The organism is Streptomyces sp. NPDC046261, assembly GCF_040646235.1.
GTDB lineage: Bacteria > Actinomycetota > Actinomycetes > Streptomycetales > Streptomycetaceae > Streptomyces.
On record NZ_JBEYZU010000009.1, the window covers coordinates 1 to 23,738 of the forward strand.

The 23,738-nt window shown below is 69.9% G+C and carries 22 protein-coding genes and 1 rRNA gene; 10 read left to right on the forward strand and 13 right to left on the reverse strand.

The features are described from left to right. Positions 1–93: ribosomal RNA gene (rrf, locus tag ABZ956_RS17920) — 5S ribosomal RNA — on the forward strand; the annotation flags it as partial. A 67-nt stretch (positions 94–160) separates the two neighbouring features. Here the strand turns inward: rrf and ABZ956_RS17925 are convergent. Beyond that, complete coding sequence (locus ABZ956_RS17925) at positions 161–1,135, reverse strand: hydroxyacid dehydrogenase (RefSeq protein WP_361893939.1); 975 nt, start codon at positions 1,133–1,135, stop codon at positions 161–163. 252 nt (positions 1,136–1,387) lie between these two features. Between ABZ956_RS17925 and ABZ956_RS17930 the strand changes: the two genes are divergently transcribed. From ABZ956_RS17930 to ABZ956_RS17945, 4 genes are all read left to right on the forward strand, one after another. Further along, the gene (locus tag ABZ956_RS17930) at positions 1,388–2,533 is read left to right on the forward strand and encodes a histidine kinase (RefSeq protein WP_361893942.1); all 1,146 of its coding nucleotides are present in this window, start codon (positions 1,388–1,390) and stop codon (positions 2,531–2,533) included. Further along, positions 2,530–3,186: a response regulator transcription factor gene (locus ABZ956_RS17935; protein ID WP_361893945.1), complete on the forward strand. Its 657-nt coding sequence runs from the start codon at positions 2,530–2,532 to the stop codon at positions 3,184–3,186. The genes ABZ956_RS17930 and ABZ956_RS17935 overlap by 4 nt, the downstream gene beginning before the upstream one ends. Positions 3,187–3,359: 173 nt before the next feature. Further along, positions 3,360–4,601: a serine hydrolase domain-containing protein gene (locus tag ABZ956_RS17940; protein WP_361893948.1), complete on the forward strand. Its 1,242-nt coding sequence runs from the start codon at positions 3,360–3,362 to the stop codon at positions 4,599–4,601. Positions 4,602–5,029: 428 nt separating this feature from the next. Beyond that, positions 5,030–6,019, forward strand: coding sequence for an XRE family transcriptional regulator (locus ABZ956_RS17945; RefSeq protein ID WP_361893951.1), 990 nt, complete (start codon positions 5,030–5,032; stop codon positions 6,017–6,019). Here ABZ956_RS17945 and ABZ956_RS17950 read toward each other — a convergent pair. From ABZ956_RS17950 to ABZ956_RS17980, 7 genes are all read right to left on the reverse strand, one after another. Further along, complete coding sequence (locus ABZ956_RS17950; RefSeq protein WP_361893954.1) at positions 6,009–6,470, reverse strand: nuclear transport factor 2 family protein; 462 nt, start codon at positions 6,468–6,470, stop codon at positions 6,009–6,011. The two genes, ABZ956_RS17945 and ABZ956_RS17950, sit on opposite strands and share 11 nt — an antisense overlap. Positions 6,471–6,535: 65 nt before the next feature. Then, entirely contained in the window at positions 6,536–8,164 is a 1,629-nt protein-coding gene (locus ABZ956_RS17955) for a type VI secretion protein (RefSeq protein ID WP_361893956.1), read from the reverse strand. Between the two features lies 1 nt (position 8,165). Then, complete coding sequence (locus tag ABZ956_RS17960) at positions 8,166–9,617, reverse strand: ATP-binding protein (RefSeq protein ID WP_361893958.1); 1,452 nt, start codon at positions 9,615–9,617, stop codon at positions 8,166–8,168. Positions 9,618–9,627: 10 nt separating this feature from the next. Then, a complete protein-coding gene (locus ABZ956_RS17965; protein ID WP_361893961.1) occupies positions 9,628–11,187 on the reverse strand; it encodes an SCO6880 family protein in 1,560 nt (519 codons plus the stop codon). Beyond that, on the reverse strand, positions 11,184–12,554 hold the full coding sequence (locus ABZ956_RS17970) for a hypothetical protein (protein ID WP_361893964.1): 1,371 nt from the start codon (positions 12,552–12,554) through the stop codon (positions 11,184–11,186). Before ABZ956_RS17970 ends, ABZ956_RS17965 begins: the two co-directional genes overlap by 4 nt. After that, positions 12,544–13,401, reverse strand: a complete 858-nt coding sequence (locus ABZ956_RS17975) for a hypothetical protein (protein WP_361893967.1) — start codon at positions 13,399–13,401, stop codon at positions 12,544–12,546. The genes ABZ956_RS17970 and ABZ956_RS17975 overlap by 11 nt, the downstream gene beginning before the upstream one ends. A 207-nt stretch (positions 13,402–13,608) precedes the next feature. Next, positions 13,609–13,917 carry a hypothetical protein gene (locus ABZ956_RS17980; protein WP_071965919.1) on the reverse strand — a complete coding sequence of 103 codons (309 nt, stop codon included), beginning with the start codon at positions 13,915–13,917 and terminating at the stop codon, positions 13,609–13,611. A 324-nt stretch (positions 13,918–14,241) separates the two neighbouring features. On the opposite strand from ABZ956_RS17980, the gene ABZ956_RS17985 reads away from it, so the two are divergent. Continuing rightward, positions 14,242–15,549 carry a serine/threonine-protein kinase gene (locus tag ABZ956_RS17985; protein WP_361893970.1) on the forward strand — a complete coding sequence of 436 codons (1,308 nt, stop codon included), beginning with the start codon at positions 14,242–14,244 and terminating at the stop codon, positions 15,547–15,549. A gap of 15 nt (positions 15,550–15,564) precedes the next feature. On the opposite strand, the gene ABZ956_RS17990 is transcribed toward ABZ956_RS17985, so the two are convergent. Continuing rightward, positions 15,565–15,774, reverse strand: coding sequence for a DUF397 domain-containing protein (locus tag ABZ956_RS17990; protein ID WP_361893973.1), 210 nt, complete (start codon positions 15,772–15,774; stop codon positions 15,565–15,567). A 180-nt stretch (positions 15,775–15,954) separates the two neighbouring features. On the opposite strand from ABZ956_RS17990, the gene ABZ956_RS17995 reads away from it, so the two are divergent. Next, positions 15,955–16,773 carry an ATP-grasp domain-containing protein gene (locus ABZ956_RS17995; RefSeq protein ID WP_361893976.1) on the forward strand — a complete coding sequence of 273 codons (819 nt, stop codon included), beginning with the start codon at positions 15,955–15,957 and terminating at the stop codon, positions 16,771–16,773. On the opposite strand, the gene ABZ956_RS18000 is transcribed toward ABZ956_RS17995, so the two are convergent. The 3 genes from ABZ956_RS18000 to ABZ956_RS18010 are packed head-to-tail and all read right to left on the reverse strand — an operon-like array spanning position 16,770 to position 19,546. Beyond that, entirely contained in the window at positions 16,770–17,204 is a 435-nt protein-coding gene (locus ABZ956_RS18000) for a hypothetical protein (protein WP_361893979.1), read from the reverse strand. The two genes, ABZ956_RS17995 and ABZ956_RS18000, sit on opposite strands and share 4 nt — an antisense overlap. A gap of 36 nt (positions 17,205–17,240) precedes the next feature. Continuing rightward, positions 17,241–17,627 (reverse strand): DUF4279 domain-containing protein, encoded by a 387-nt coding sequence (locus ABZ956_RS18005; protein ID WP_361893981.1) that lies wholly within the window; start codon positions 17,625–17,627, stop codon positions 17,241–17,243. Further along, positions 17,621–19,546 (reverse strand): putative adhesin, encoded by a 1,926-nt coding sequence (locus ABZ956_RS18010; protein WP_361893984.1) that lies wholly within the window; start codon positions 19,544–19,546, stop codon positions 17,621–17,623. The genes ABZ956_RS18005 and ABZ956_RS18010 overlap by 7 nt, the downstream gene beginning before the upstream one ends. A gap of 236 nt (positions 19,547–19,782) precedes the next feature. Here ABZ956_RS18010 and ABZ956_RS18015 point away from each other — a divergent pair, with 236 nt between their 5' ends. The 3 genes from ABZ956_RS18015 to ABZ956_RS18025 all read left to right on the forward strand — a co-directional run bounded on the left by ABZ956_RS18015 (position 19,783) and on the right by ABZ956_RS18025 (position 23,476). After that, a complete protein-coding gene (locus ABZ956_RS18015) occupies positions 19,783–21,450 on the forward strand; it encodes a protein kinase (protein ID WP_361893987.1) in 1,668 nt (555 codons plus the stop codon). Between the two features lie 98 nt (positions 21,451–21,548). After that, the gene (locus tag ABZ956_RS18020; protein WP_361893990.1) at positions 21,549–22,559 is read left to right on the forward strand and encodes a bifunctional lytic transglycosylase/C40 family peptidase; all 1,011 of its coding nucleotides are present in this window, start codon (positions 21,549–21,551) and stop codon (positions 22,557–22,559) included. Positions 22,560–22,750: 191 nt separating this feature from the next. After that, positions 22,751–23,476, forward strand: a complete 726-nt coding sequence (locus ABZ956_RS18025) for a phosphatase PAP2 family protein (RefSeq protein WP_361893993.1) — start codon at positions 22,751–22,753, stop codon at positions 23,474–23,476. Between the two features lie 12 nt (positions 23,477–23,488). On the opposite strand, the gene ABZ956_RS18030 is transcribed toward ABZ956_RS18025, so the two are convergent. Next, complete coding sequence (locus tag ABZ956_RS18030) at positions 23,489–23,698, reverse strand: hypothetical protein (RefSeq protein WP_361893996.1); 210 nt, start codon at positions 23,696–23,698, stop codon at positions 23,489–23,491. Positions 23,699–23,738 lie beyond the last annotated feature (40 nt).

The following is a 23,738-nucleotide window of genomic DNA, read 5'->3' on the forward strand; positions in this document are numbered from 1 at the left end:
ACGCCCGGTTACATTCCGAACCCGGAAGCTAAGCCTTTCAGCGCCGATGGTACTGCAGGGGGGACCCTGTGGGAGAGTAGGACGCCGCCGAACAAATTGTGAAGCCGCAGGCCCTGAGTCTTTGACTCGGGGCCTGCGGCATTTTTGCGTTCAGGGCCCGTCATGCCAGCCGATCGAGGTCCTCTCTCCGCACCTCGCCCCGTAGCCGATGACCGCGCGCCCAGCGTTCTACCTCCTCCACCGCGTACGCGCCCAGCCGGCGGACCTCGCTGCCCTGTGCCCCGGCAATATGCGGGGTGATCAGCACGTTCGGCAGTCCGAACAGCGGATGTTCTGCCGTGAGCGGCTCGGGGTCGGTGACGTCCAGAAGGGCGTCCAGGCGCCCCGAGGCGCATTCCCGCGCCAGGGCCTCCGTATCCACGAGCGTGCCCCGTGCGGTGTTGATGACTGTGCCGCCGTCCGGAATGAGAGCCAGCCGTGCGGCGTTCAGCAGCCCTCGCGTCTCCGGCAATTCCGGTGCGTGGAGAGTGACGATCGAGCTGTTGCCGCACAGGGTGTCGAGATCGACCGCCGTGGCCCCCAACTGCGCCGCATCCGCTGCCGATACGTATGGGTCGTACAGCAGAATGCGATATCCGGCATCCGCCGTGCGCAGGCGGTCGATCACCAGGCGGCCGATACGCGAGGCTCCGACGACACCGACCGTACGGGCATCGGCGCCCGTACGTTCCCCGAACGCCGGCCACCGGGACCTGGTGGAGTACGCCGCTGCGCTGGGCAGGGCCTTTTTCGAGGCGAGGACGATCAACGCGTAGGTGTAGTCCGCGACCGGGCCCGCGTTTGCGGCGGCGGCAGCGGAGACGATGATTCCCCGCTCCCAGGCAGCCGGCGTGAGCAACCACTTGACCGAGCCCGCGGCGTGAAAGACGGCTCGTAGCCGGGGAGCCCCGGCGAGGAATTCCCCCGTGAGCCGGGGGCTTCCCCAGCCCGTGAGGAGGGCGTCGGCCCGGGCCAGTTCGTCCTGTCCGGCCACGACGCCGAATTCCGCGAGCCGGGCCCGTAGATACGGGGGGAGCACGGCTGCGGCCTCGTCCGTACGCATGGCGATCACGATGGTCCGGGCATCGTCCGTCATGCGCTGCCCTCTGCCCGCCGCGTGATGAGCGGAAACACCGCGAGCACACGTTGTCCGCGCCCTACTGACAAGCGACGATCGGTGAATGCACGAAACGCACCACACCGTCACGGCCGTTCGGGCCGTTCGGGCCGTCCGGCCTGTTCGGGTCGTCCGGTCGCCGAGGGCCTGATGCCGCCTTCGATACTCCGGCTCCGGCCTTCCCAGCCCTGGGCCGTCGACGCCCTGATCGCGGCCGTCGTTCAGTGTGCGGTGACGATTCCGTTCGTCGTGCCGCGCTCGGCCGATGTCCCGCCCGCCACCTGGCTCACGTACGGCATGACCACACTGATCGTGCTGCCTCTGCTCTGGCGTACGCGCGCGCCGTTCACGGCGCTGATATGCATTACGGCCGCCGGTTTCGCGTATCTGCCGCTGGACGGGCCGGGACAGCCGCTGCCGTACAGCCCGGTGGTGGCAATCTTCAGCGTTGCCGCCCACGCCGGGCTGCGACAGCGGCGATTCACCCTCGCGCTCGGCATTCCGCTCGTCGCGGTGGCCGTGGCCCTCCGGACGAACACGGCACGCGAGTACCTCTTCTCCTACTTCCTCTTCAGCATGGTGTACGCACTGGGGGTGCTGGCCCGTACCCGTCAGGCCTATACGGAGACGGTCGAACTGCGGGCGGCCGAGCTGGAGAAGGCACGGCAGGTGGAGGCGGAGCGGGCGGCGGAGCGCGAACGGGCGCGGATCGCACGCGAGATGCACGACATCCTGTCCCACGCCGTCAGCCTGATGATCGTGCAGGCGGAGGCCGGGCCGCTGGTCGTACGGTCCGATCCCGAACGGGCGGAGGCGGCCTTCGACGCCATCGCGGGGGCGGGCCGGGACGCGATGGTGCAGTTGCGCCGGATGCTCGGGGTGCTCAGGGACGATCCACCGGCCGGGGGCGCACCCGGCGCGTCGCGCAGCCCGCAGCCGACGCTGGCCGGCATCGAGGACCTGGTCGAGGCGGTCCGGCGCACCGGGCTGCCGGTGGACCTCGTGGTGGAGGGGAGCCCCCGGCCCTCGGCCCCGGACGTCCAGGTGACGGTGTACCGGGTCGTGCAGGAGGCCCTCACCAACGTGCTCAAGCACGCCGACGCCTCATCCGTCTCCGTACGCCTCACCTGGACGCCGGACGGTCGCCTCGGCGTCTGCGTCGAGAACGACACCGCCGGCCCGAGGGAGCGGCAGGCGGAGGCCGGCGCGGGCGCCGGGCCGGGCGCCGGCGGCGGCCGTGGGCTGATCGGCATCCGTGAGCGTGCCACGGCCCATGGCGGGACGGCTTCCGCGGGTCCCGGGCCCGGGGGCCGGGGGTTCCGCGTTGCCGTGGACCTGCCCGTCGTGTTCTCCTCTGGCGCGGAGGTATCAGGGTGACGATCCGTGTGGTGGTGGCCGACGACCAGGAGCTGGTGCGTGGCGGCTTCGCGATGATCCTGGCGGCGCAGCCGGACATCGAGGTGGTCGCGGAGGCCGGCGACGGGGCCGAGGCGGTCGCAGCGGTGCGGCGCCATGCGCCGGATGTCGTGCTGCTCGACATCAGGATGCCGCGCATGGACGGCATCGAGGCGGCCCGGACGGTGTGCGCGGAGACCGCGACCAAGGCGGTCATGCTCACGACGTTCGATCAGGACGACTATGTGTACGAGGCGTTGCACGCCGGCGCGAGCGGCTTCCTCCTCAAGGACGTGCGCCGTGACGACCTCGTGCACGCGGTACGGGTCGTGGTCGCCGGTGACTCGCTGCTGGCCCCCTCGGTGGCCCGGCGCCTGGTCGCCGATTACGTCGGGCGTGGTCCGCGGCGCGGGCCGGCGCCCGAGCTGGGGGCGCTGACCGCGCGGGAGAGCGAGACGCTCGTCCTGCTCGGTCGGGGGCTGTCCAACGCGGAGATCGCGGCCGAGCTGGTGGTCAGCGAGCACACCGTGAAGACCCATGTGAGCAATGTGCTGTCGAAGTTGGGTCTGCGCGATCGGATACAGGCGGTCATCTGCGCGTACGAGACCGGTCTGATCGCGCCCGGTCGGATCTGATCCGGCTGCGCCGGTGGGGGCGCGGGCGATGGCGATGTGCTTGCGCCCGTATCCCTCGCGCGGGGGATACGGACCGGCCGCAGGACCGCTCGCGTCGGCGATTCGCCGGGTGCCGCCGGTCTTCAGGATGGAACACGTCAGCAAGTGCTCCATCGAGACCTGGGGGAACCGCCGTGCACCGAAGCACCGGGAGAGCCGTCGTCATCGCCGCCGCAGTCGTCGCCATGAGCGCCGGTGCGGTCACTCCGTCCCTTGCCGCGCAGAGCGCGGGACGAGCGCCCGGGTACGCGCCCGGTTACGCTCCCGCGCACGCGCAGAAGTTCGCTCCGTCGGCCGCCGATGCCGATGCCGCCGCCGATGCGGATGCCGATGCGTTGCGGAAGGCCATAGCCGGGCTCCCGGACCCGGCTGTCGCCACCGCCGCGCAGGTCCGGCTCGGCGGTAGGGAGGCGAGCTGGCGGGGGACGTCCGGCGAGGCCGACATCCGGACGCACCGCGCTCCGGAGGGGGACGAGCGCTTCCGGGCGGGCAGCATCACCAAGACGTTCACGGCGGCCGTCGTGCTTCAGCTCGTGCACGAGGGGAAACTGAGCCTGGACGGCACCGTGCAGCAGTACCTGCCGGGCCTGTTGCCCGCCCACTACCCGGACGTCCGGGTCCGGCACCTGCTGAACTACACCAGCGGCCTGCCGAGCGCCGACGGCTCCACGGTCTCCGACTTCGCGCACCGGTTCACCAGCTGGGACCACCGGGAGCTGGTCCGGCGCGGCTTCGGCAAGCCCATGGAGTTCACCCCCGGCACGCGCCAGCACTACTCCAACGTCGGATACAACGTGCTGGGCCTGCTGATCGAGAAGGTCACCGGCCGCTCGTACGAGAGCCAGATACGGGACCGCGTCGTACGCCGTGCCGGTCTGACGGACACGTACAGCCCGGGCTACGACCCCACGATCCGCGGACGGCACACGCGCGGCTACCAGATCGTGCGGACCGGGAGCGGACCTGACGCCTCCGCATCCGCCCACCGGCTCGTCGACGTCACGGAGTGGAACCAGTCGATCACCTGGGCCTCGGGCGATCTGATCACGACCGCCTCCGACCTGGAGCGCTTCACGTCCGCGCTCTTCCGGGGCCGTATCGTGCCGAAGCCCGAACTGAGGCTGATGTTCACCGTTCCCGACGTCCCGTCGTACGAGGACGGGGGGAAGGCGTCCCACTCCAGCGGCATGAGCCGCATGGAGATCGGTGACAGGGTCGTCTGGGGCAAGTCGGGCGGCCGCTACGGCTACGTCAACGGGTTCGGTGCCACCGAGGACCTCTCCCGCACGCTCGTCTACTCGGTCAACGCTACGGACGCGAAGGGCGAGGGGCGGAATCCGGTGGTCGATCGGATCATCGCCGCGGCGGGGTTCTGACCGACGCGGGCGGGACCGTGGTGTGGCCGTGGTCAGGGGCCACGCCGGGTCCCGGCCGCGGACCGACCCTCCCCCAGGCCGGGAGCCCCCCCCAAAGCCGGTTCCCCCAGCCCGTCAGCTCCCTGCCCGATCCGACCGTGGGCCTGGATGCGCTCCCCCGCCGTGCATCCGGGCCTGATGGCCGCTCAGAGGCCACTCTCTCCCGGTTCCCCGTGTGCCGGGTAGTGGCATATCCAGGGGCAAGATGGGTTCTGTGGTGATTGGAGAGCTCATCAGGGACCTGCGCACGGCACGGGGGTGGAGTCAGGGCCAGGCTGGCGACGGAGATCAATGACGCGTTCGCGTCGAACCTCACGCGGGAGTACATAAGCGGCTGGGAACGGTCCAAGGTCCGGCCCGGGCCGTTCTATCTGCGTTGCCTGTCGACGGTGCTGGACGTGCCGCTCGCCGTCCTGGAGGGGGAGGCGGGGCAGGCGGGCGTGCCGAGCGGCGCTGCCACTGTCCTGGCGCCGTCGGTGGCCGCCGATCTGCTCAGCGTGGGCTTCGCGGTCCGGCTGCGGGGCGGGCCGTCGGTGGACGACTGGGAGGCCAAGCTGGCCTCCTACGGCGCCGATTACATGTCCGTAGCGGCAGCCGACATCCAGCGCAGGGTGGTCGGGGACCTGATCGTCGTGCAACAGCAGGTCGACGATCCCCGGATGTGGTCCGTGACCGCGCGGCTGATGACTCTGTACGCCACGACCTTTCCGCGGGCGGAGGCGGCGAAGGCCGTCACCTGGTTCCGGACGGCCGCCGAGGCGGCGGACCGGTCGGGGGACCGTGTCGTCCGGGTGTGGGTACGGGGCCGGGCCGCCCTCTCGCTGGGCTACGGAGGCACGTCGCTGGGGCTTGCCGAGATGCTGGCCGACCAGGCCGTGGCGATCAGCGACAAGCCGTCCATGGGGCTGCTGGGCGCCACGCTGGGCAAGGCCTATGCGGCCGCCATCCGCGGCGACAAGGCCACGGCCCTGCGGCTGGCCGAGCACGGGCGCCGGGTGTTCGACGCCTCCGGTCCGGGCGGCCCGGTGGGTACGGCGGGTACGGCGGGTTCCGGCGGCCCGGCAGGCTCCGGTGCCGCTGCTGAGCGGGTGAGCGACTACGTGATTCCCGCCTGGCGCATGAACGGCTTTCTGTCCCTGCTGTCGGCGCGGGTCGGCGACGAGACGGGGGCGCTGCGGGCCCATGAGGAAGCCCGCCGCGAGCTGCCCGAGCGGCTGCCGCGGTTCGCCGCGCATCTGGAGATGCACAAGGGGCTCATGCTGACCCGGGCCGGCGACAAGGCGGGGGGTCTGGCCCATGCCAGGGCCACCCTGGAGGCGCTGCCTGTGGAGAAGCAGTGCAGCACGCTGCACATGCTCATGGACGAGATCAGGGCATAGGCGGGGGCATGGGCGTAGGCGTCGGCTCGGTCGGGGCGTCGGGGGTGCATGCCTCGCCGATCGCGTAGCTGTCCTCGTAGAGGTGGTACCGCGTGATCAGCCCGTCCTCGACCGTCAGCCGCACCGCGAACGGCGACCGGAAGGTCTTGCCGGTCGTCTGCACGGCACCCGCGAGGTGCCCCGTCAGCACCGCTTCGGCGCCGTCCACCACGAACGCCTCGATCACGAGTCCGCTGTCCACCGGAACCATGCCGTCGGTCAGTTCGCGGAAGTGCCGCTCGACGTCCGCGCGCGTGGAGCGCGGTCGTAGCCAGGGGACGACGGGGTTCCCGGCGATCATCCAGTCGACCGTTTCCGCGAACAGGGCGGCGATGCGGTCCGGAGCCCCTTCCCCGAAGCGGGTCAAGAACTCCCGCACGACAGCACGTGTGTCGTCGCTGGGGCTGCCCATCCGTATGTCCGCCCTTTCTGCCATTTTCCGGAACGCGTCCATCCAAATTAGCTTGCCGGGGGCGTCTACCGGGTCATGAGGGTGTGGCGGGGCCAACGGGCGCGGGCCTGTTCCTCGGAGCGCATCAGGGCGAACGTGCGCAGCCCCTGCGCGTCCCCGCTCTCCAGCAGCTCCGGGAGGGCGGGGAGCGGGGCCACGGCCGCCACGTCGTCGAGGACGAGGGTGAGTGGTGGGTCGAGCCGGCCGGAGGATGACCGTTCGGCCATGCGGCGGCCGCGCTCGACCACGCTCGAGGCGAGTGCGGTGAGCAGCGGCATCGCACCCGGGCGGGTGCGGGGATCCTCAATCGCCTCACCCACCACGTACAGCGTTCCCCCTTCGGCGATGAATGATTCCGATGCCGCTGAATTGGCTCGATTGGGGTTGCACGCGTCGCGGATGTGGACGGAGGCGAGCGCGCCGAGGGCCCGGGCGGCCAACTCCTGGGCCATGTCGCGCCGCTCGGGGTGGCCGGTGAGGGCCGACTCCAGTTCGCCGGCCGTGCCGCCGGTGGCCTTGGGGTTCGTACGGAGGATGCGGACGGGCTCATGGGCCGACGTTCCCTGCGCCCAGCGGTGCACCTGGCGGAAGGGACGGCCGTCCACGGCGGCGGCGTGCAGCCAGCAGCGCAGCAGGGTCTCGGCCGTGTCGGCGGTGGCCGAGTCCAGGGCGCTCGGCGGGCGTACGGGCGTGAGCAGGGCCGCCGCGCGGGAGGCGGCCACCCCCCGGGACTCGCAGCCGGCCACCGGGTTCCAGCGGAGGCGGTCGGGGGTGTCGAGCCGGTGGGTCGGGTCGAAGACGTGAACCGGGCCCAGTTTGCCGCGGGGCGCCTTGGTGTCGGCCCAGAGGCCGGGGTCGCTGGTGACCACGAGCACGGGTCCAGTGGCTTCGAGGACCGCGCGGGTGGCGGGACCGCGGCGATCGGTGGTGTAGACGAGGCGCTGGGGGGCTTCGGGGGTCTCGGGGGCGGTGGGGGCTTGCGCTTGGGGCTGGGGCTGGGGCTGGGGCTGGGGCTGCGGCTGTAGCTGTGGCGTGGGTTGGCCGGGAATCGGGGCTGCCGGTTCCTGAGACGCGGCCGCAACCGGCACTGCTGCTGCGGCCGCCGCTGCCGCCGTCGCCGCGGTCGGCGCGTGCCACGGGCCCGGGGCTGCCGGGGCCACCGCCATCGGGGCCGGGCCCGCGGCCAGTCGGCTCTGGCTTTGGTCCGTGGCTTGGCTCTGCCCTTGGTCCGGCCCCTGCCCGTGCCCCGGCCCCTGCCCGAGCCCCAGTCCCGGACCCTGCTGTCCCTGCTGACGCGCCCGCACCCCGCGCCACCGCGCCACCGTCCCGATCACGAAGGTCATCAGGACCACCGTCACCAGTACCTCGCTGACGAGGATCCCCCAGAACAGCCCGTACCCCGACAGCGCGTCCGGCGAGGTCTCCGGCCAGGCGGCGGGCAGGTCGCGCGGCTGGGTCATGAGGTGCCGCAGTGCCTGGGGCGTACGGGTGAGGGAGATGCCCTCCGGCCAGGCGCCGTGCGCCAGGAGGGCCGCGAGGCCGGTCGCCGTCCAGACCAGCAGGGTGAGGCCGAGCAGGAAGGCGATGATGCTGACCAGGAGACCGTCCGAGATTCCACGTTCCGGCGCCGGCTCCCGGTCCCGTATGGGGGCCATGTCACGCCACCGTCGGCTCGGACGAGGAAGGGGAGGAGGAAGGGGAAGCGGAGTGGGAGGAGCCGTACGGTTCCTCCGCCGACCGCGCGTCCAGGGCCGCGGCCGCCCGCTCCGCGGCGGCGGCCTCCGCCGCGAGCTCGCGTGCGAAGTCGCCGTCCTCCGTCATGGCGCGGTCGGTGTAGACCAGCGGGCGCTCGGCGTCCGTGATGAGGTGTTTGACGACCTGGACGTTGCCGTTGACGTCCCAGACGGCGATGCCCGGCGTGAGCGTCGGAATGATCTCGACCGCCCACCGGGGCAGACCCAGCACCCGGCCCGTGGCCCGGGCCTCGTCCGCCTTCTGGGCATAGACCGTTCGCGTCGAGGCCATCTTGAGGATCGCCGCGGCCTCCCGCGCCGCCGCCCCGTCGACGACGTCGGACAGGTGGTGCACCACCGCGACGAAGGACAGGCCGAGCCGCCGTCCGAACTTGAGCAGTCGCTGGAAGAGCTGGGCCACGAAGGGCGAGTTGATGATGTGCCAGGCCTCTTCCACCAGGAAGATGCGCTTCTTGCGGTCCGGCCGGATCCAGGTGTGCTCCAGCCAGACGCCGACGATCGCCATCAGGATGGGCATGGCGATGGAGTTGCGGTCGATGTGGGAGAGGTCGAAGACGATCAACGGGGCGTCGAGGTCGATGCCGGCCGTCGTCGGGCCGTCGAACATGCCGCGCAGGTCACCGTCGACCAGCCGGTCCAGCACGAGCGCCACGTCCAGGCCCCAGGCCCGTACATCGTCTATGTCGACATTCATCGACTCGGCGGACTCGAGCTCGGGGTGGCGCAGCTGCTCGACGATGTCCGTCAGGACCGGCTGGCGGTCGAGGATGGTGTCGTTGACGTAGGCGTGTGCCACCTTCAGGGCGAAGCCGGCCCGTTCGTCGAGGCCGCGGCCCGTGGCCACCTCGATGATCGTGCGGAGGAGGGCGAGCTGGCCGGTCGTGGTGATCGCCGGGTCGAGCGGGTTGAGCCGGATGCCGCCGTTGAGGGCGGCCGTCGGGTCCAGCCGGATGGGGGTTATGCCCAGCTGCTGCGCGATGAGGTTCCACTCGCCGACGCCGTCCTCGCCCTGGGCGTCCAGGACGACGACCTGCCGGTCGCGGAAGCGCAGCTGCCGCAGGACGTACGTCTTCTCCAGCGCGGACTTGCCGTTGCCGGACTCGCCGAGGACGAGCCAGTGCGGGGCGGGCAGTTGCTGACCGTAGAGCTGGAACGGGTCGTAGATGTAGCCCTTGCCGGAGTAGACCTCACGCCCGATGATCACGCCCGAGTCGCCGAGGCCGGGGGCCGCGGTGGGGAGGTAGACGGCTTGCGCCTGGCCCGTTGAGGTACGGACGGGCAGCCGGGTGGTTTCGACCTTTCCGAAGAGGAAACTGGTGAACGCGTCGGTGACGGCGGCGAGCGGATCGAGCACGGCATTGCCCCTATCGTCGGATGCCGGTCGCGAACGGCAGCGTGTTGACGAACGCCCGGTGGTGCTCGCGGTCGCACCACTCGAGCTTGAGGTAGCTCTTGCCTGCCGACGCTCTGATGGTCCGCTTGTCGCGCGCCAGCGCCTCCGGTGAACGCGACGAGACGGTGATGTACCCGACGAGGTTGACGCCGGCCGCGCCGCTGGCGAGGTCCTCGCCGCGCTGGTCGACGCGCGAGTGGTGGGCGACGTCGCGCGGGTCGACGACCCGGTTCATCTTGGCGGCGCGGGAGGCGTCCGCGTCGTCGTTCGTCTTCTCGGTGAGCATCCGTTCGATGGCCACATCGGTCGGTTCGAGGTCCATGCAGACCGCGACCGTACGGATCACGTCCGGGGTGTGGACGAGGAGGGGGGCGAGGAAGTTGACGCCCACGGGAGTCATCGGCCACTCCTTCACCCACGCAGTGGAGTGGCACCAGGGTGCGCGGGTGGACGACTCGCGCGTCTTCGCCTGGAGGTAGGTGGGTTCCATGGCGTCGAGTTCGGCCGGCCAGGCGTTCCGTTTGGTCATCGCCTGGATGTGGTCGATGGGGTGGTCCGGGTCGTACATGGAGTGCACGAGCGACGCCAGCCGCCCCTGCCCCAGCGGCTGGCGCACCCGGATGTCCGCCTCGGCCAGGCGCGCGCAGATGTCCGTCAGTTCGCGCGCCATGACGACGGCGAGCCCGGCATCGCGGTCCAGCCGGCGCTTGCCGGCCTCCTGCCGGGACGCGCGGGCGATGGCCTGCGCCTCGGCGGCCAGCTCACGGCCGTAGTGCATGCAGGCGACGAGATAGGCGCGGTGCTGCTCCGAGGACGTCGACACCATCGACTGCAGCTGGTCGTACGAATCCTTGAGCCACTCCGGTGCCGTCCCGTCGCCGCGCCGCTCGACGTCCTTGGCGTGCGCGTCGGGGTCGGCGGGGAGCGTACGGGCGAGCATCTGGATGCGGGTGACGTAGCCGTCCCCGTTGGCGACGTGCTTCAGGAGCGTGCCGAACCGCTCGACCAGTGCCTCCTGGTCCTCCGAGTCGCGCAGCCCGACGCCAGGGCCCTCGATCTCGATGGCGGCGGTGACGGTACGGCGGTCGGCGTGCAGCAGCACGGCGATCTCGTCGGGCCCGAAGGGCGCCGAGAGCCAGTTGATCCGTCCGATGCCGGGCGGCGGCCCGACCTCGACCTCCCGCCCGTCCAGGCGGGTGCCCGCCTCCATGGTGCCGGAACGGTACGCCGTACCCCGACGCAGCGTCCGTTTGTACGACCGGTTGATTTCAAACCACTTGTAGAACGTGCGGTTCTTGTACGGCACGTAGACGGCGGCCAGCGCCAGCGCCGGGAAGCCGGTGAGGGTGATGATCCGCAGGGGCAGGATCGGCACCAGCAGCCCGGACATCATGCCCAGGAACGCGCCCGCGATGATCAGCGCGATCTCGCCGGTCTCGCGGTTCTTGCCGACGACCGCGTTGGGACGCGCGCGGCCGATCAGATACGTACGGCGGGCCGCGATCGGCTGGGACTGGGCCGGGACCGTCAACTCCGCTCACCTCCGGATGAATTGCTCGTGCTGTTGTTCTGCGCGCGGGGCGCGGGGGCCGGTGCTGCGGAGGGAGCGCTTCCATTGCCGCCGTGGCCGCCGCCGGTGGCGGCGGGGCGGGCACTGTGGGCGGCGACACCGCCGGAGACGGGGTTGGCCGGTCGGGCCTGCTGGGGTGCGCCGCCGTTGCCGCGTGCGCTGTGGGTGGTGATGCCCTGCTTGACGAGGGCCGCGGGGGAGGAGATCACGGCGGCGGCCTGGCGGGACGCCGCGTCGTTGCTGGCGTTGCGGCTCTTGACGATCTCGTCGCCGAAGCCGGGGACGAAGCGGTAGATCATCGCGCTGGCGAAGATCGCGAGGATGATGATCGCGAGCCCGGACACGACGGCGGAGAAGGCGGTCGGCCCGTCACCGGAGGAAAGCGCTCCGGCGAGCCCGAGCACGATCATGATGATGGGCTTCACCAGGATCACCGCGATCATGATCCCGGCCCAGCGGCGCACGTGCCCCCACATGTTCTTGTCCACGAGCCCCGCGTACACGGCCGTGCCGAGCAGCGCGCCGACGTAGAGCAGGGCGGCCCTGATGACCAGCTCCAGCCAGAGCACGCCGGCGGCGAGGACGGACACCAGGGAGACGACGATCAGCATGATCGGCCCGCCGCCGATGCCCTCGCCCTTCTTGAGGGCCTCGGCGAAGCCGCCGAAGAAGGCGTCGTTGTTGACCCCCGAGCCGCTGGCGATGACCTCGGTGACGGCGTCGGTCGCCGATACGACGGTGTAGAGCACGAGCGGGGTGAACGCGGACGCCAGCACCGTCAGCCACAGGAACCCCACGGCCTCGGTGATCGCCTCCGTCATGGGCACGCCGCGCACGGCGCGCTTGGCCACGGCCAGCAGCCACAGGATGAGCGTCAGGATGGTGGAGGCGGCGAAGACGACGGCGTACTGGCGGAGGAAGGGCGCGTTGGTGAAGTCGACATTGCCGGTGGAGCGGATGGCTTCGGAGAGCTTGCCGATGATCCAGGCACCGGCGTCGGCACACCCTTTGGCCAGGGAGGCGAGGGGGTCGAGGGCGGCTTGGTCGGCGGGGGGCGTGTTCTTCGCGTTGCCGCTGCCGTTGCTGCCCTTCTGGCCTGTGCAGTACTCCTTGGCCAGCCCGACGATCAGGTCACAAGGGTCGTTGCCCTTGGACGCCGAAGGGCTGGGGCTCGCCGAAGCCGATGGGCTTGGCGTGGTGGAGGGGGCAGGCGTGGGTGTTGGCGAGGGCGCGGCAGTTGCCCGGGAGGCCAACGCGATGACAGCCACCTGAATGGACACGGCGATCGCCGTTGCGGAACAGGCGCGCGGGCGGCGGCTACCTGGCATAAGTGAACCCTCCGTATCCGCTTACCGCGTTCGAGATCTCGTCTGCTGTCGACGCGCGGTTGTCGCCGCCGACCGGCGTCGGCCCCTGCTTCTGACTGGACGACACGATCTTCCAGTCGTCGTTCACCCAGCTGAGCTTCTCGGTCACGGTGAACCAGGTCTGGGCAACCGGCTTCGTCGAGCCTTCTCCGGCAAGGCCCACGAGGCCCGTACACCAGACCTCGACGGTTGCGGCGTCGTTGGTGTACGCCGTGGTCTTCGACCCCACCGGTACGGAGCGCGAGACGAAGGTCAGGCCTTTGGGAGCCGAGCCGTCAGGCTGCAGCCCGACGTTCTTGAGGAAGTCGGCGGAGTAGGCCTTGTCAAGGTCGCCCTTGAGGCCGGCAGCGGCCTCCGGTGTGTGGGTCGCGTCCACGATCGCGTGCCGACTGCTCGCCTTGAACATGCCGTCACCGCCCAACGCCACCGCGAAATTCGCCGCGGCGGACTGCGCCCCCTGCTCCGTGTGAGCGAACCCGGAAGCGATTCCTCCGGTCTTGCCGTCCACCGGCTTCACGCCCGACGGCGCGGTCGCCTCGCTGCGGGGGCCCTTGCCGGTGTCGCCGCCGGCATCCGTGCCGTCGGAACCGGAGCCGCCGTCTCTGTTGGCGAAGGCGATGGCGGCGATGAGCAGCACGACGACGCCGACGACCGTCATCAGGCTCCGGCTGGAGGACCGCCCCGCCCGGCCGCCGCGGCCGGCGCCGCGGCGAGGTGGTGCGTACGGGTCGACCTCACCCTCGGGAAGCCGCGTACGCGTCACGTGCTGATCGCCACCACTGCCGTATCCGTCGTCGCCGAGACTCATCGCTCGCCTGCTCCCTCATACGTCGTGGCTGGCTTGCCGCCCGTATATGACGGTAGCGGTGTGAAGGGATTCCGGGGGGAGGATGAGGGGGTGTGAGGGGGCATCAGGTGGCTGCCTCGGTGCGGGGGGAATCGGGGGCGAGGGGGTCTGCGCGGGGATGATGCGCGGCGGGGCAGACGGGGGCGGAAGGGGGGCGCGTGGGGCGGCTCAGACGGCCATGCCGTAGACGATGGTGAACAGCGTGCCGAGTGATCCGATGATGAACACACCGGTGAGACCGGCGACGATCAGGCCCTTGCCCTGTTCCGCGCTGAAGGTGTCACGAAGCGCCGTGGCGCCGATCCGCTGCTTCGCCGCTCCCCAGATCGCGATCGCCAGGCACAGGAGGATCGCTGCTGCCATGATGACCTCGATCATCACGCGGGCCTCCTGGCCGAGTTGGCCAAATGGACCCCATTTCGGGGCGATTCCCCCAATGATGAGGTTGATGTCGCCCTTGCCGGCAGCCAAAAACATTTCTAACTCACCGCCCCTTATGGGTAGTTGTATCCCCTCTGCCGCACGGCAAAGGTCAGGACCTATCTTCGCCGACGATGCCGCCCTCGGATGTCGATTTGGCGGCAATTTTTGTCGGAACCCGTATGGGTGAGCGGTGGTACCGCTCTGACCTGCGGCGAAGCCCGTTGTCAGTGGGGAGCCCTAGGGTGACTCTGTGTATCACGCGTATGGACGCCGAGCAATGTTCGGTGGGGCAGGGGGGCGCGGAGATGTTCAAACGACAGTGTGTTCGGTGGGTACTCTTCCTGATCGGCGCATGGGTCGAGATCAAGGGTGGTTCGGGTGCTGGTTGCCGGTCGTTACCGGTTGGGGGAGCCGCTCGGCCGGGGCGGAATGGGCGAAGTCTGGCAGGGCCACGACGAGGTGCTGGGCCGTCAGGTGGCGGTCAAGCTGCTGCTGGGCGACGACGGCGACGAGTCGGCCGCGATGCGCTTCCGGATGGAGGCGCAGACGGCCGCCCGCCTGAACCACCCACAAGTCGTCGCGGTGTACGACTTCGGCGAGTGGGAGGGCCGCTTCTACCTGGTCATGGAGCTCGTCCAGGGGCCGAGCCTGGCCGCCGAGCTGTCCGCGCAGGGCATGCTCCCCGTGTCCCGCGTCGCCGACCTGGCCGCTCAGACGGCCTCCGGTCTGGCGGCGGCCCACCGGCAGGGAGTGGTCCACCGGGACGTGAAGCCCGGCAACCTCATGGTCGACGCGTCGAGCGGCGCGCTGAAGATCGGCGACTTCGGCATCGCCCGCTTCGTCGACGAGACCTCCGCCGGGCTGACCCGGGCGGGCCAGATCGTCGGTACGAGCACGTACCTCGCTCCCGAACGGGCCCTGGGTCGGACCGCGGGTCCGGAGTCGGACGTGTACGCGCTGGGATGCGTGCTGTACCAGCTGCTGGTCGGCCGGCCGCCGTTCTGGTCGGACAGCCCGACCACGTTGCTCTACATGCACGTGGACACCCCGCCCGAGTCGCCGCGGCTGCGGCGGGGCGAGGTGCCGTACGCCTTCGAGGCCTATCTGTTGCGGATGCTGGCAAAACAGCCGGAGGAACGCCCGTCGGCGCAGGAAGTGGCGGACTTCTTCGCGGGCACGTCCTGGCAGGACACCCCCCAGCCGCTGCCGCCGCCTGTCGCACCCGTCCCGGTGCCGCAGGCGCCGTTCACCGCACCGGTGGCGGCGCCCCCGCGCCCCGTGGTGCCGCCGCCGGCGGCGCGGCAGGAGAGGACGACGACGTACGCGGCGGTGCCGGCGGCGAAGCGGAAGAAGAAGGTACTGCTCGGCGCCGTCGCGGGGGCGGTGGCCTTCGTGGCGGCGGCACTGATCGGCGCGTCCCTGTTCGCGTCGGACAGCGGCGCCGGCGGCCCAGGACCGGTCCCGGGACCGAGCACCGCTCCGCACGCCGACCTCGACCCTGGCGCCGATCCGGCAGCCGGCCCGGCAAAGGAGACGAGGCGGCCCAAGCCGGGGGCGGTGTCACCGTCGCCGAGCAAGCTCAGGAAGCCGTCGAAGTCACCGAAGTCGTCGAAGTCCCCGACCTCGTCGAAATCGCCGAAGCCGTCCAAACCACCGAAGCGGGAGGACGACGATGACGACGACTGACGCCGCTGGGTCGACTCAGTCGTCGATGCCCTCGACGAAGTGGTCGAACTCCCCGGCCTTCACGCCAAGGACGAAGGCGTCCCACTTGGCGTCCGTGGTCACGACGACCTTGCCGGGATTGATGTTCTCCCGGATGTAGACATTGCCGTCGTCACCGAAGGCGACCTCCAGATACTCGGTGACCGTCTCGTCGTCGGTGGCCGGGATCCAGTTGAGCTCGGGCACGTAACGCCCCCTCGTGGGATGGGATGTTCGGATGAACGCCGCTGCTCACGATAGTGGGGGAGCCTGTGTCCGGGGGTGGATCACCGGATCTGATCCGTCGGGCCCCGGCCCCGCATTCGTACCCAGGACCGGCGGCGGACCCGCTCGAGTCCGCCCCCGAGAATGGGATCATCGGTGGCTGTGAACAGAAACGGATTCCTGGCCTGCGCGTCGCAATACTCGACCACTGGCGAGCTTCTGTCGGCCGCCGCGCGGCGGCGAGGCATGGATGTGGAGGTGCTTCCCGCCCGTGGAGGTGCGCGCGCTTGGAGGGGAAGACCGGGAGGCCACTACTTCGGTGGGCCACTGTTCGCGACGGGAGTCGTCGACGATCTCGAAGTCTCTCTTCTGGAGCCCGAGGATGACTGGCTTACGTCCCTGCCTTACGAGTGGGTCCTGAGGAACATCCAGTCCTCCACCCTGGGCGAGGCACGGCGCCTGTCCCGCCCCGCATTCGTAAAGCCGCCCACCGACAAAAGCTTTCCCGCTGCGGTCTACGCCGATGGCGTCCGGCTGCGAGCAGAGCCGGGACTGCCGTCGGACACACCGGTGCAGATCAGCGATGTCGTCACCTGGGTCAGGGAGTTCCGCCTGTTCGTGCTGGACGGGGAATGCCGCACGGGAAGTCAGTACGCCGTATTCGGCCACCTGGACTCCGCCCCGCTGCAAGGCCATCCGGACGAGGGCGCTGTCCGGGAGTTCGCAGGGGCCTTCCTCTCCGCCCAAGGGAGCACCCTGCCCAGCGCCGTCGTACTCGATGTGGGCCTCTCGGCGGCACCCGGGAGCGGCACGGAGGACTGGGCCGTGATCGAGGCCAACCTGGCCTGGTTCGCGAACTGCTACGCCGCAGATCCGGACCGCGCCCTGGACGTGGTGCTCCGTGCGGCGGGGCCACGGACGCGGATGGCAGAAGCAGATCTCCGTTTCTGCCGCCATCTCAATGACGTCCGAGCGGGTTAGTCGAGTACCGACTCCAGCCAGTCGGAATCGTCTTCGCCCCGTGCCACGCGAGTGGTGAACGACAACGGGACGCCCAACTGCTGAACAAGGGCCAGGGTGCTGGCCTCCAAACTGCACACGGAATTGGTTTTCACGAAGCCGGAGATTTCCATGCGCATGTGGTATCCCTGCCCGAGGAGCTCCTCCAGTGCACCTCGCATTGGGAGCAGCTCGTTGGCGAGGTCGAGGAGTTGCCGTTCGACCGCCGGGGACTTCTCGAGTGGCTGATAGACCCGAGTGCTTTCATCGGTGGAAACCGCTTCCACTCGGAGCATGTCCACGGCCTTTCCCCTCACTTCGAGTGCGGCGTCGACTACTTCGGGTGCGAGGTCCGGCTTGGTGACGATGAGTGAAGCGCGTGGCGATTCCCAGCCCAGTTTCTTATGAGGCATCAGTCGTTCACCTGTGTGTCCGTCGGGTTCATCCGGTCAACGCTCATTAACGTTCGGGATCACCTTGAGCGGAATGTTCAAGTGCGTGATCCGGGTGAGAAGGGCGTGGGGGATCACGAGTGTCGCGCCGTCGCCTGCGTATCCGCGAATTTCGAGAGAGACCCGATGGCCGCATGTCTGGAGGGCTGCCAGCTCGGCCGATTTGGGTTCGACCAGCGACAGCACATGGCTCAGCTGCTCCACGGGATCCTCTGCGGTGCGTCGATCGCATTCCAGCATCCACAGGCCATCCGTATCGTCGGCAGGACGCCAGCGGCTCGGCCCCGGCATGCGAGTGCAGGTCGGCTTGATTCCGAGTGCCGAAGTGACGGTGCCGGGGTCGAGGTCTGGCTTCTCGATCGTGAGAGAAGCTACGGTCAACACCCAAGGCCCCTCGACGCGTGCCGCATTGCTCTCACAGTCGTGGACTTCTCAAATACACTGAACCCGCCGCCCATACCTGCGGCCGGTGCGTCCAGAGTGTAGTCAGGAATGCGCTGGCCCGGGTGGAACGTCTCCACATAACCCCCGGGGTAGATGCCGGCCTCGACCGTCAGACCGTTGGGGCCCGGCAGCATATCCGCATGCGGAACATAGAAGGAGATTGTTGTGCCGGGCGGTACCGTCATCTCACCAGATCCCCTTCGCAGGTAGCCGTGACCCGCGAAAACCGTTTCACCGTCGGGGCGACCGCCCTTGAAGACGCGAGTCGCGTAATAGTGTCCGTCCTCAGGTGTGTAGCGAGCCTTTTCGATCATCTGAGGCCGGAGATTCATGATCGCCTGCTTCACGTCCTCCGGTGCGGGCATCGCGTCTCCTGTGCCGCGGTGCCCGTCCTCGACTTCGTGGCCGTGGTGACCGGCGTCGTCCGCGTGACGGCCGACATCGTCTCCGTGTGAGCCCGAGTGGGCGTGGCCGTGGCCGCCAGCAGGGTGGCCGTCGGCGCCGTGTCCGCTCGAACCAGTGCCCGGGGTGTCATGGCCCGGATGGGCCGAGGCGCCGTGGCCGTGATCAGTGGCCGGGGTGTGCGTACCGCTGCCGTGACTGCCGATACCGGTGCCGTCCGCGGGGCCGTCTGTGCTTCGGGCAGCCGTGGACGGGGCCCCTTCCGATACTCGGCTGACCATCTGGCTAGCGGCGCCGCCAGCTCTTCCATCAATGGAATGAGCGGCATTGTCCGTACCACCGCCTGCATGGACATGGACCCTGTGCTCCTGCGAAGTCCTCGCCAACTCGTGCTTGCTGGGCTCCTTCAGGGCCTGCGTGCCGGGCTGTTCCACCTCGTGGCGGGAGCGGCGGATCGTGCCGTCCAGGTCCAGGTATCGGGTGGTGCCGTTTGGCATGGGGAGTTTGACGGAGTTCGGGGTGTGGTCGGTCGGGCGGACCAGGTTTTTCAGTTCGGATGCGAGGTCGCCCACCCTCGTTGCCGCGAATTTCGTCGCCTCCACGCCGAGGCCGGTGGCCTTCGATACGTACGTCACCGGGTCGGCGAAGAGGCCCACCTTGCCGAGCGTCGTGGCTGCCTTCGAGCCCAGGCCGGTCTTGCCCACCGCGCCCGCCTTCAGGAAGGCGCCGGACGTGATGGTGATGGCGTTGAAGCTGACCGCACCGAGCGCGCGACCGGGGTTCTTCTGCCATTCGTCGTAGGCGACGAATGCCTTTCCGAATTCTCTGGCCGCCTTCTTCGCCCGGACCTCGTCAGCGCTGTCCTTGTCCTTCATGCCCATGGAGTCCATGGCCCAGTCGAAGGGCTTGGCCGTGTAGATGCCGACACCGGTGACCGTGTCGCCGAGCTTGCCCCATGCCTCGCCGGCCTTGTCCTTGCCGTCCCAGCCGAAGAGCGTGGCCAAACCCCGGGCGCCCGCATACGTGCCGTCGATCACGAAACCCTTGACGAAACCCGTGGCGAAGTTCGACACCGTGTGCCAGGCCGCTTCCGCCCCCTCGTACTCACGTGCTTCGACCTCGCCCCACGGCGTCTTCGTGGCCTTCGCCGCGTCGCTCGGCTTGTAGCCGTACATCCCCTTCTTGTGGCTGCCGTCGTCCACGACCAAGGCGAGGCTCTTGTCGAACAGGCCGGTAATTTTGTTGAACGCGGTGCGTTCCGCCGCGTGGAACTTCTCCTGTGCGGCCGCCACCGCCTGGATAAGGTGCCTGTTGCGGTCGACCTTGCCCTGGTCCTTGAGCCAGCGGTCGCTGTCGCCTATCTCCGCGCGGAATGCCGTGGCCTGTTCCCGGAGGCGGTCCAACTCCTCCACGATCGGGCGGATTTCCGACGCGTACGGGGACAGCGCGGACTTCACCTTCTCCAGGTTGTCCGCGAAATGGTCCGCCCGTTGGCGCACAGGGGGGTGGAGTCCAGCAGCTGCTTGGCCTCGGGGGCCTCGTAGCAGGCCGACAGACCCTGGAAGGTGGAGTGGGTGTCGGCGCCCGTGGTGCGGATGGCGGAGGCGTCTTTCGCCAGGGCAAGGGGCTCATGTTCCGTGAGTGGACCGGCACATGGGTCGGCCCGGCGGCGCCTGTGGCACAGTCTCACCCCGTGGAAGCACTACGTCCTCAGGACCCCGCAAGCATCGGTACGCACACTGTCCTCGCCCGGATCGGGGCCGGGGGGATGGGGCAGGTGTATCTGGGGCGGTCGCCCGGGGGGCGGCAGTTGGCTATCAAGGTCATCAGGGAGGACTTCGCCGAGTCGCCCGAGGCCCTGGCGCGCTTCCGGCGTGAGGTCGAGACCGTACGGGCGGTGCGCAGTGCGTTCACCGCGAATCTGATCGACGCCTCGCTGGACGTGGCGCCGTACTGGCTCGCCACCGAGTACGTGCCCGGCCCGACGCTGGTCGAGGCGGTGCGTGAGCGGGGGCCGGTCCCGGCCGCCACGTGTTTGCGGCTGTTCGCCGCGCTCGCCGAGGCGCTGGCCAGTGTGCACGCGTACGGCGTCATGCACCGGGATCTCAAGCCGCACAACATCATTCTGTCCTCGGTCGGGCCCAAGCTCATCGACTTCGGCATCGCGCGCGGCGCCGAGCAGACCGCGCTGACCCAGGCCGGCACCGCGCCGGGTACCCCCGGCTACACCGCACCCGAGATCATCACCCGCAATGACGTCACGGCCGCCGCCGACGTGTTCGCGCTGGGTGCGACCATCGCCGCCGCGGCGACCGGGCGGCCACCGTACGGCGAGGGCTCGTCGGAGTCCGTCACCTACCGCGTGGTGCACGGCGAGGTCGATGCGGCGGGTGTGGAGCCGGAGCTCGCCGCGCTCATCGCGGCGTGCGTGGCCGCGGATCCGGGGCAGCGGCCCGATCCGGCCGAGATCATCCGGCGCTGCGCGGTGACCTCGGCGCTGGTCGACGACCCGGTCTACCAGGCGCTCAGCGGGGCGGGCGGCATTCCGTCCGCGCCCCCCGGACCCGTGGCGACCCCCACCTACATACCCACCCTCATACCTTCGGCGCCCACCGCCACACGCTCCCGCTCCAAGGTCGCCCTCACGGTCGGCGCGGCCGCCGTGGCCCTCGCCGTCACCGTCGGTCTGATCGCCCTGTTCGACGGGGACTCGAAGGGCGGCGCCGCCTCGGCCGGCGGCGGCAAGGATGCGGCCGGACCCGCGGTCACCCCCTCAGCCGCTTCTTCCTCAGCCCCCTCCGCCGCCCCCTCCGGCAAGGAGCCCGCCCACCTCGAGGCGACCGCTCCGAACCGTGACTACTGGACGCCGCAAGAAGGGTCCACCCATGGCGAGGGCGCCTGTCAGCTCCCTGCGGAGGAGCGCGCCGAGCAGTTCCAGTTCTCGGTCGTGAACGCCGAGAACCCCAATGCCGGTGAGATGTCCGGCAAGGTGAACATCTCATTCCGTTTCAAGTACGCCACCCCCGCGCCCGGCAAGCCCTACTACGTCTCCGTGGCCGTCAAGCCCCCGCACGAGATCGACGCGAAGACCGGCAAGCCGTTCGAGGGGCTGCGCCAGCAGAACCTCGACCTGGGCTACACCAGCAAGCCCGTGGACCTGATGGCCAGGACCGACGGCTACGGGTCGTCGTACGTCGAGCTGACCTACCCCGACGACTTCCAGCAGTACGTCCAGGGCAAGCCGTACGCGGCGGGCATCCCCGTCACCAACGACCCGGGGAACTGGACGGTGCTCTTCGAGCACGTCAAGGGGCCGAAGGAGTATGCGAGCATCGCCTGTTACGGCTTCACCGCGAAGTAGAAGGAGAAGTAGAAGGAGAAGTAGGCGAGTGGGGCCGGGAACACAGGACATTCCGGAAACGGCAGTGCACCGGCCCCGCGGTGGGGGAAAGTTGACGGGTGCGGAAGTTCTGGGTGGGCGTGGGTGTCGGCATCGGGATGTGCCTGTGTTTCCTCGGGCTGCTCGTGGTCGGGGTGTACGTGGCCGCTGGGAACATCATGGGCGGCGGTGGCGGGGGAACGGTCGGGCTGGCCAAGGGCGCGGTGCCGGACCAGTACCGGGCGCTCGTCGCCAAGTGGGGCAATCTCTGTCCCGCCCTCAATCCCGCCATCCTCGCCGCACAGCTGTACACCGAGAGCAACTGGGACCCGACGGCGGAGAGTCACGCCGCGGCACAGGGCATAGCGCAGTTCATCCCCGAGACGTGGGCGTCGCAGGGCATGGACGGCAACGGTGACGGCAAGCGGAACGTCTGGGACCCCGCCGATGCCATTCCGTCAGCCGCCTCGTACGACTGCCAGTTGGCCAAGGACGTCAAGGGCGTGTCCGGTGATCTGACGGACAATATGCTCGCCGCGTACAACGCCGGCCCGTACCGGGTCATCAAGGCCGGCGGTGTGCCCGCCATCAGCGAGACCCAGGGCTATGTGAAGTCCATCCGCAGCCTGGAGAAGAGCTTCGCCCGGCCCGTCGGCAGGGTGGCGCCCTCGCAGGCGGCGGCCGGGGCGATCTACTTCGCCCAGGAGAAGCTCGGCACCCCCTACCTATGGGGCGGTGACGGGACGAAGGAGGACGGCGGGCGGTTCGACTGCTCGGGGCTGACCAAGGCCGCGTACGCCTCGGTCGGGATCGAGTTGCCGCGCGTGGCCAACGACCAGTGGAACGCCGGAGCGCATCCCAAACGGGAGGAACTGCTGCCGGGGGACCTGGTCTTCTTCGCGCACGACCTGAAGGATCCGCGGACCATTCACCACGTGGGGCTGTACGTCGGGGGCGGATACATGATCCATGCGCCACGTACGGGAGCGGTGATCCGGTTCGAGAAGATCGACGCGCAGCCGGACTACATGGGGGCGACCCGGGTGACGGCTGACGGTGCGAAAGCTCTCCCGAAGCCGGACAGGGCCTGAACCGCGGACCCTGGGCCCGGTCGATCGGTCACCCTTCGGTAACGTCCTGGTGATCATTGGGTGGAGAGTGGAACGGCCGGCTGGAGTCGGGCGTTCCATGGAAGTGTCGAAGCAGCGCCGCGGCTGCGGCGCACGGACCACGGGGGTCGGTAGCTGGACGTAGTGACGGGCGACAGATAGGGGCCGGGGCGATGGCTGGACTCGTGACGGGAGACTCCATGCCGACGGCCGGGGGTGAGTCGAACCCCGACGTCAGCCTGCTCTACGAAATCAACGGCATCGCCAGGTCCGCGCCGAACTGGGCGGACCGGACGATGGAGTTCATCGGCGAGTACGGGATCGTGTTCGGGCTCGCCGTCCTCATGCTCTGCGCCTGGTGGAGCGTGCGGAAGACCGCGGACGCCCCCGCGGGCGTCGCCGCGCTGCTGTGGGCGCCGCTCGCGGCCGGCATCGCGCTGCTCGTCAACATCCCCATCCGGGACTTCGTCCGGCGGCCACGGCCCTTCCTGGACCATCCGGGGCTGGAGGTCCTGGTCGACGGCAAGAAGGACTACTCCTTCGTCAGCGACCACGCCACCCTGACGATGGCGCTTGCCGTCGGCTTGTTCGTAGCAAACCGGAAGTACGGGTTCATCGGCATCGGCCTGGCGCTCCTGGAAGGCTTCTGCCGCGTCTACATGGGCGTGCACTATCCGACCGACGTCGTCGGCGGGCTCGCCCTGGGCACGGCCGTGGCGCTGCTCCTCGCGCCGCTGGCCATGATGCTGCTCACCCCGCTGACGCGGATGATCGCGGTCTCCCGCGCCGGCCGGCTCGTACGGTCCTCCGACGCGCCCCTGCCCGTGGTGCCGGCCGCCGGGGACCAGGCGCTGCCCGGTCAGCAGTCCTTCCACCACGACCGCGACCTCGCCGCCTAGCCGGGCCGGGGCCTAGACCGGCGGCGGCGTCGCCCGGCGCCGGACGGGCAGGCCGCCGCCCGCCGTCGTCACATGGTTCTCGGCGTCCTCGCGGGCCAGCGAGCGGGCCCGGCGCGCCGGGCCGTACCAGCCGCAGCTGCAGCGGGCCGTGCAGAACGAGCCGCGCTCGTTCGTCGTCGTGCTGTGGTCGGCGCCGGACGGCGCGCGGGCTGGTTCGGACACGGGACCACGCTACCCCGGCCGTGACGGCGACCCCGGGGCG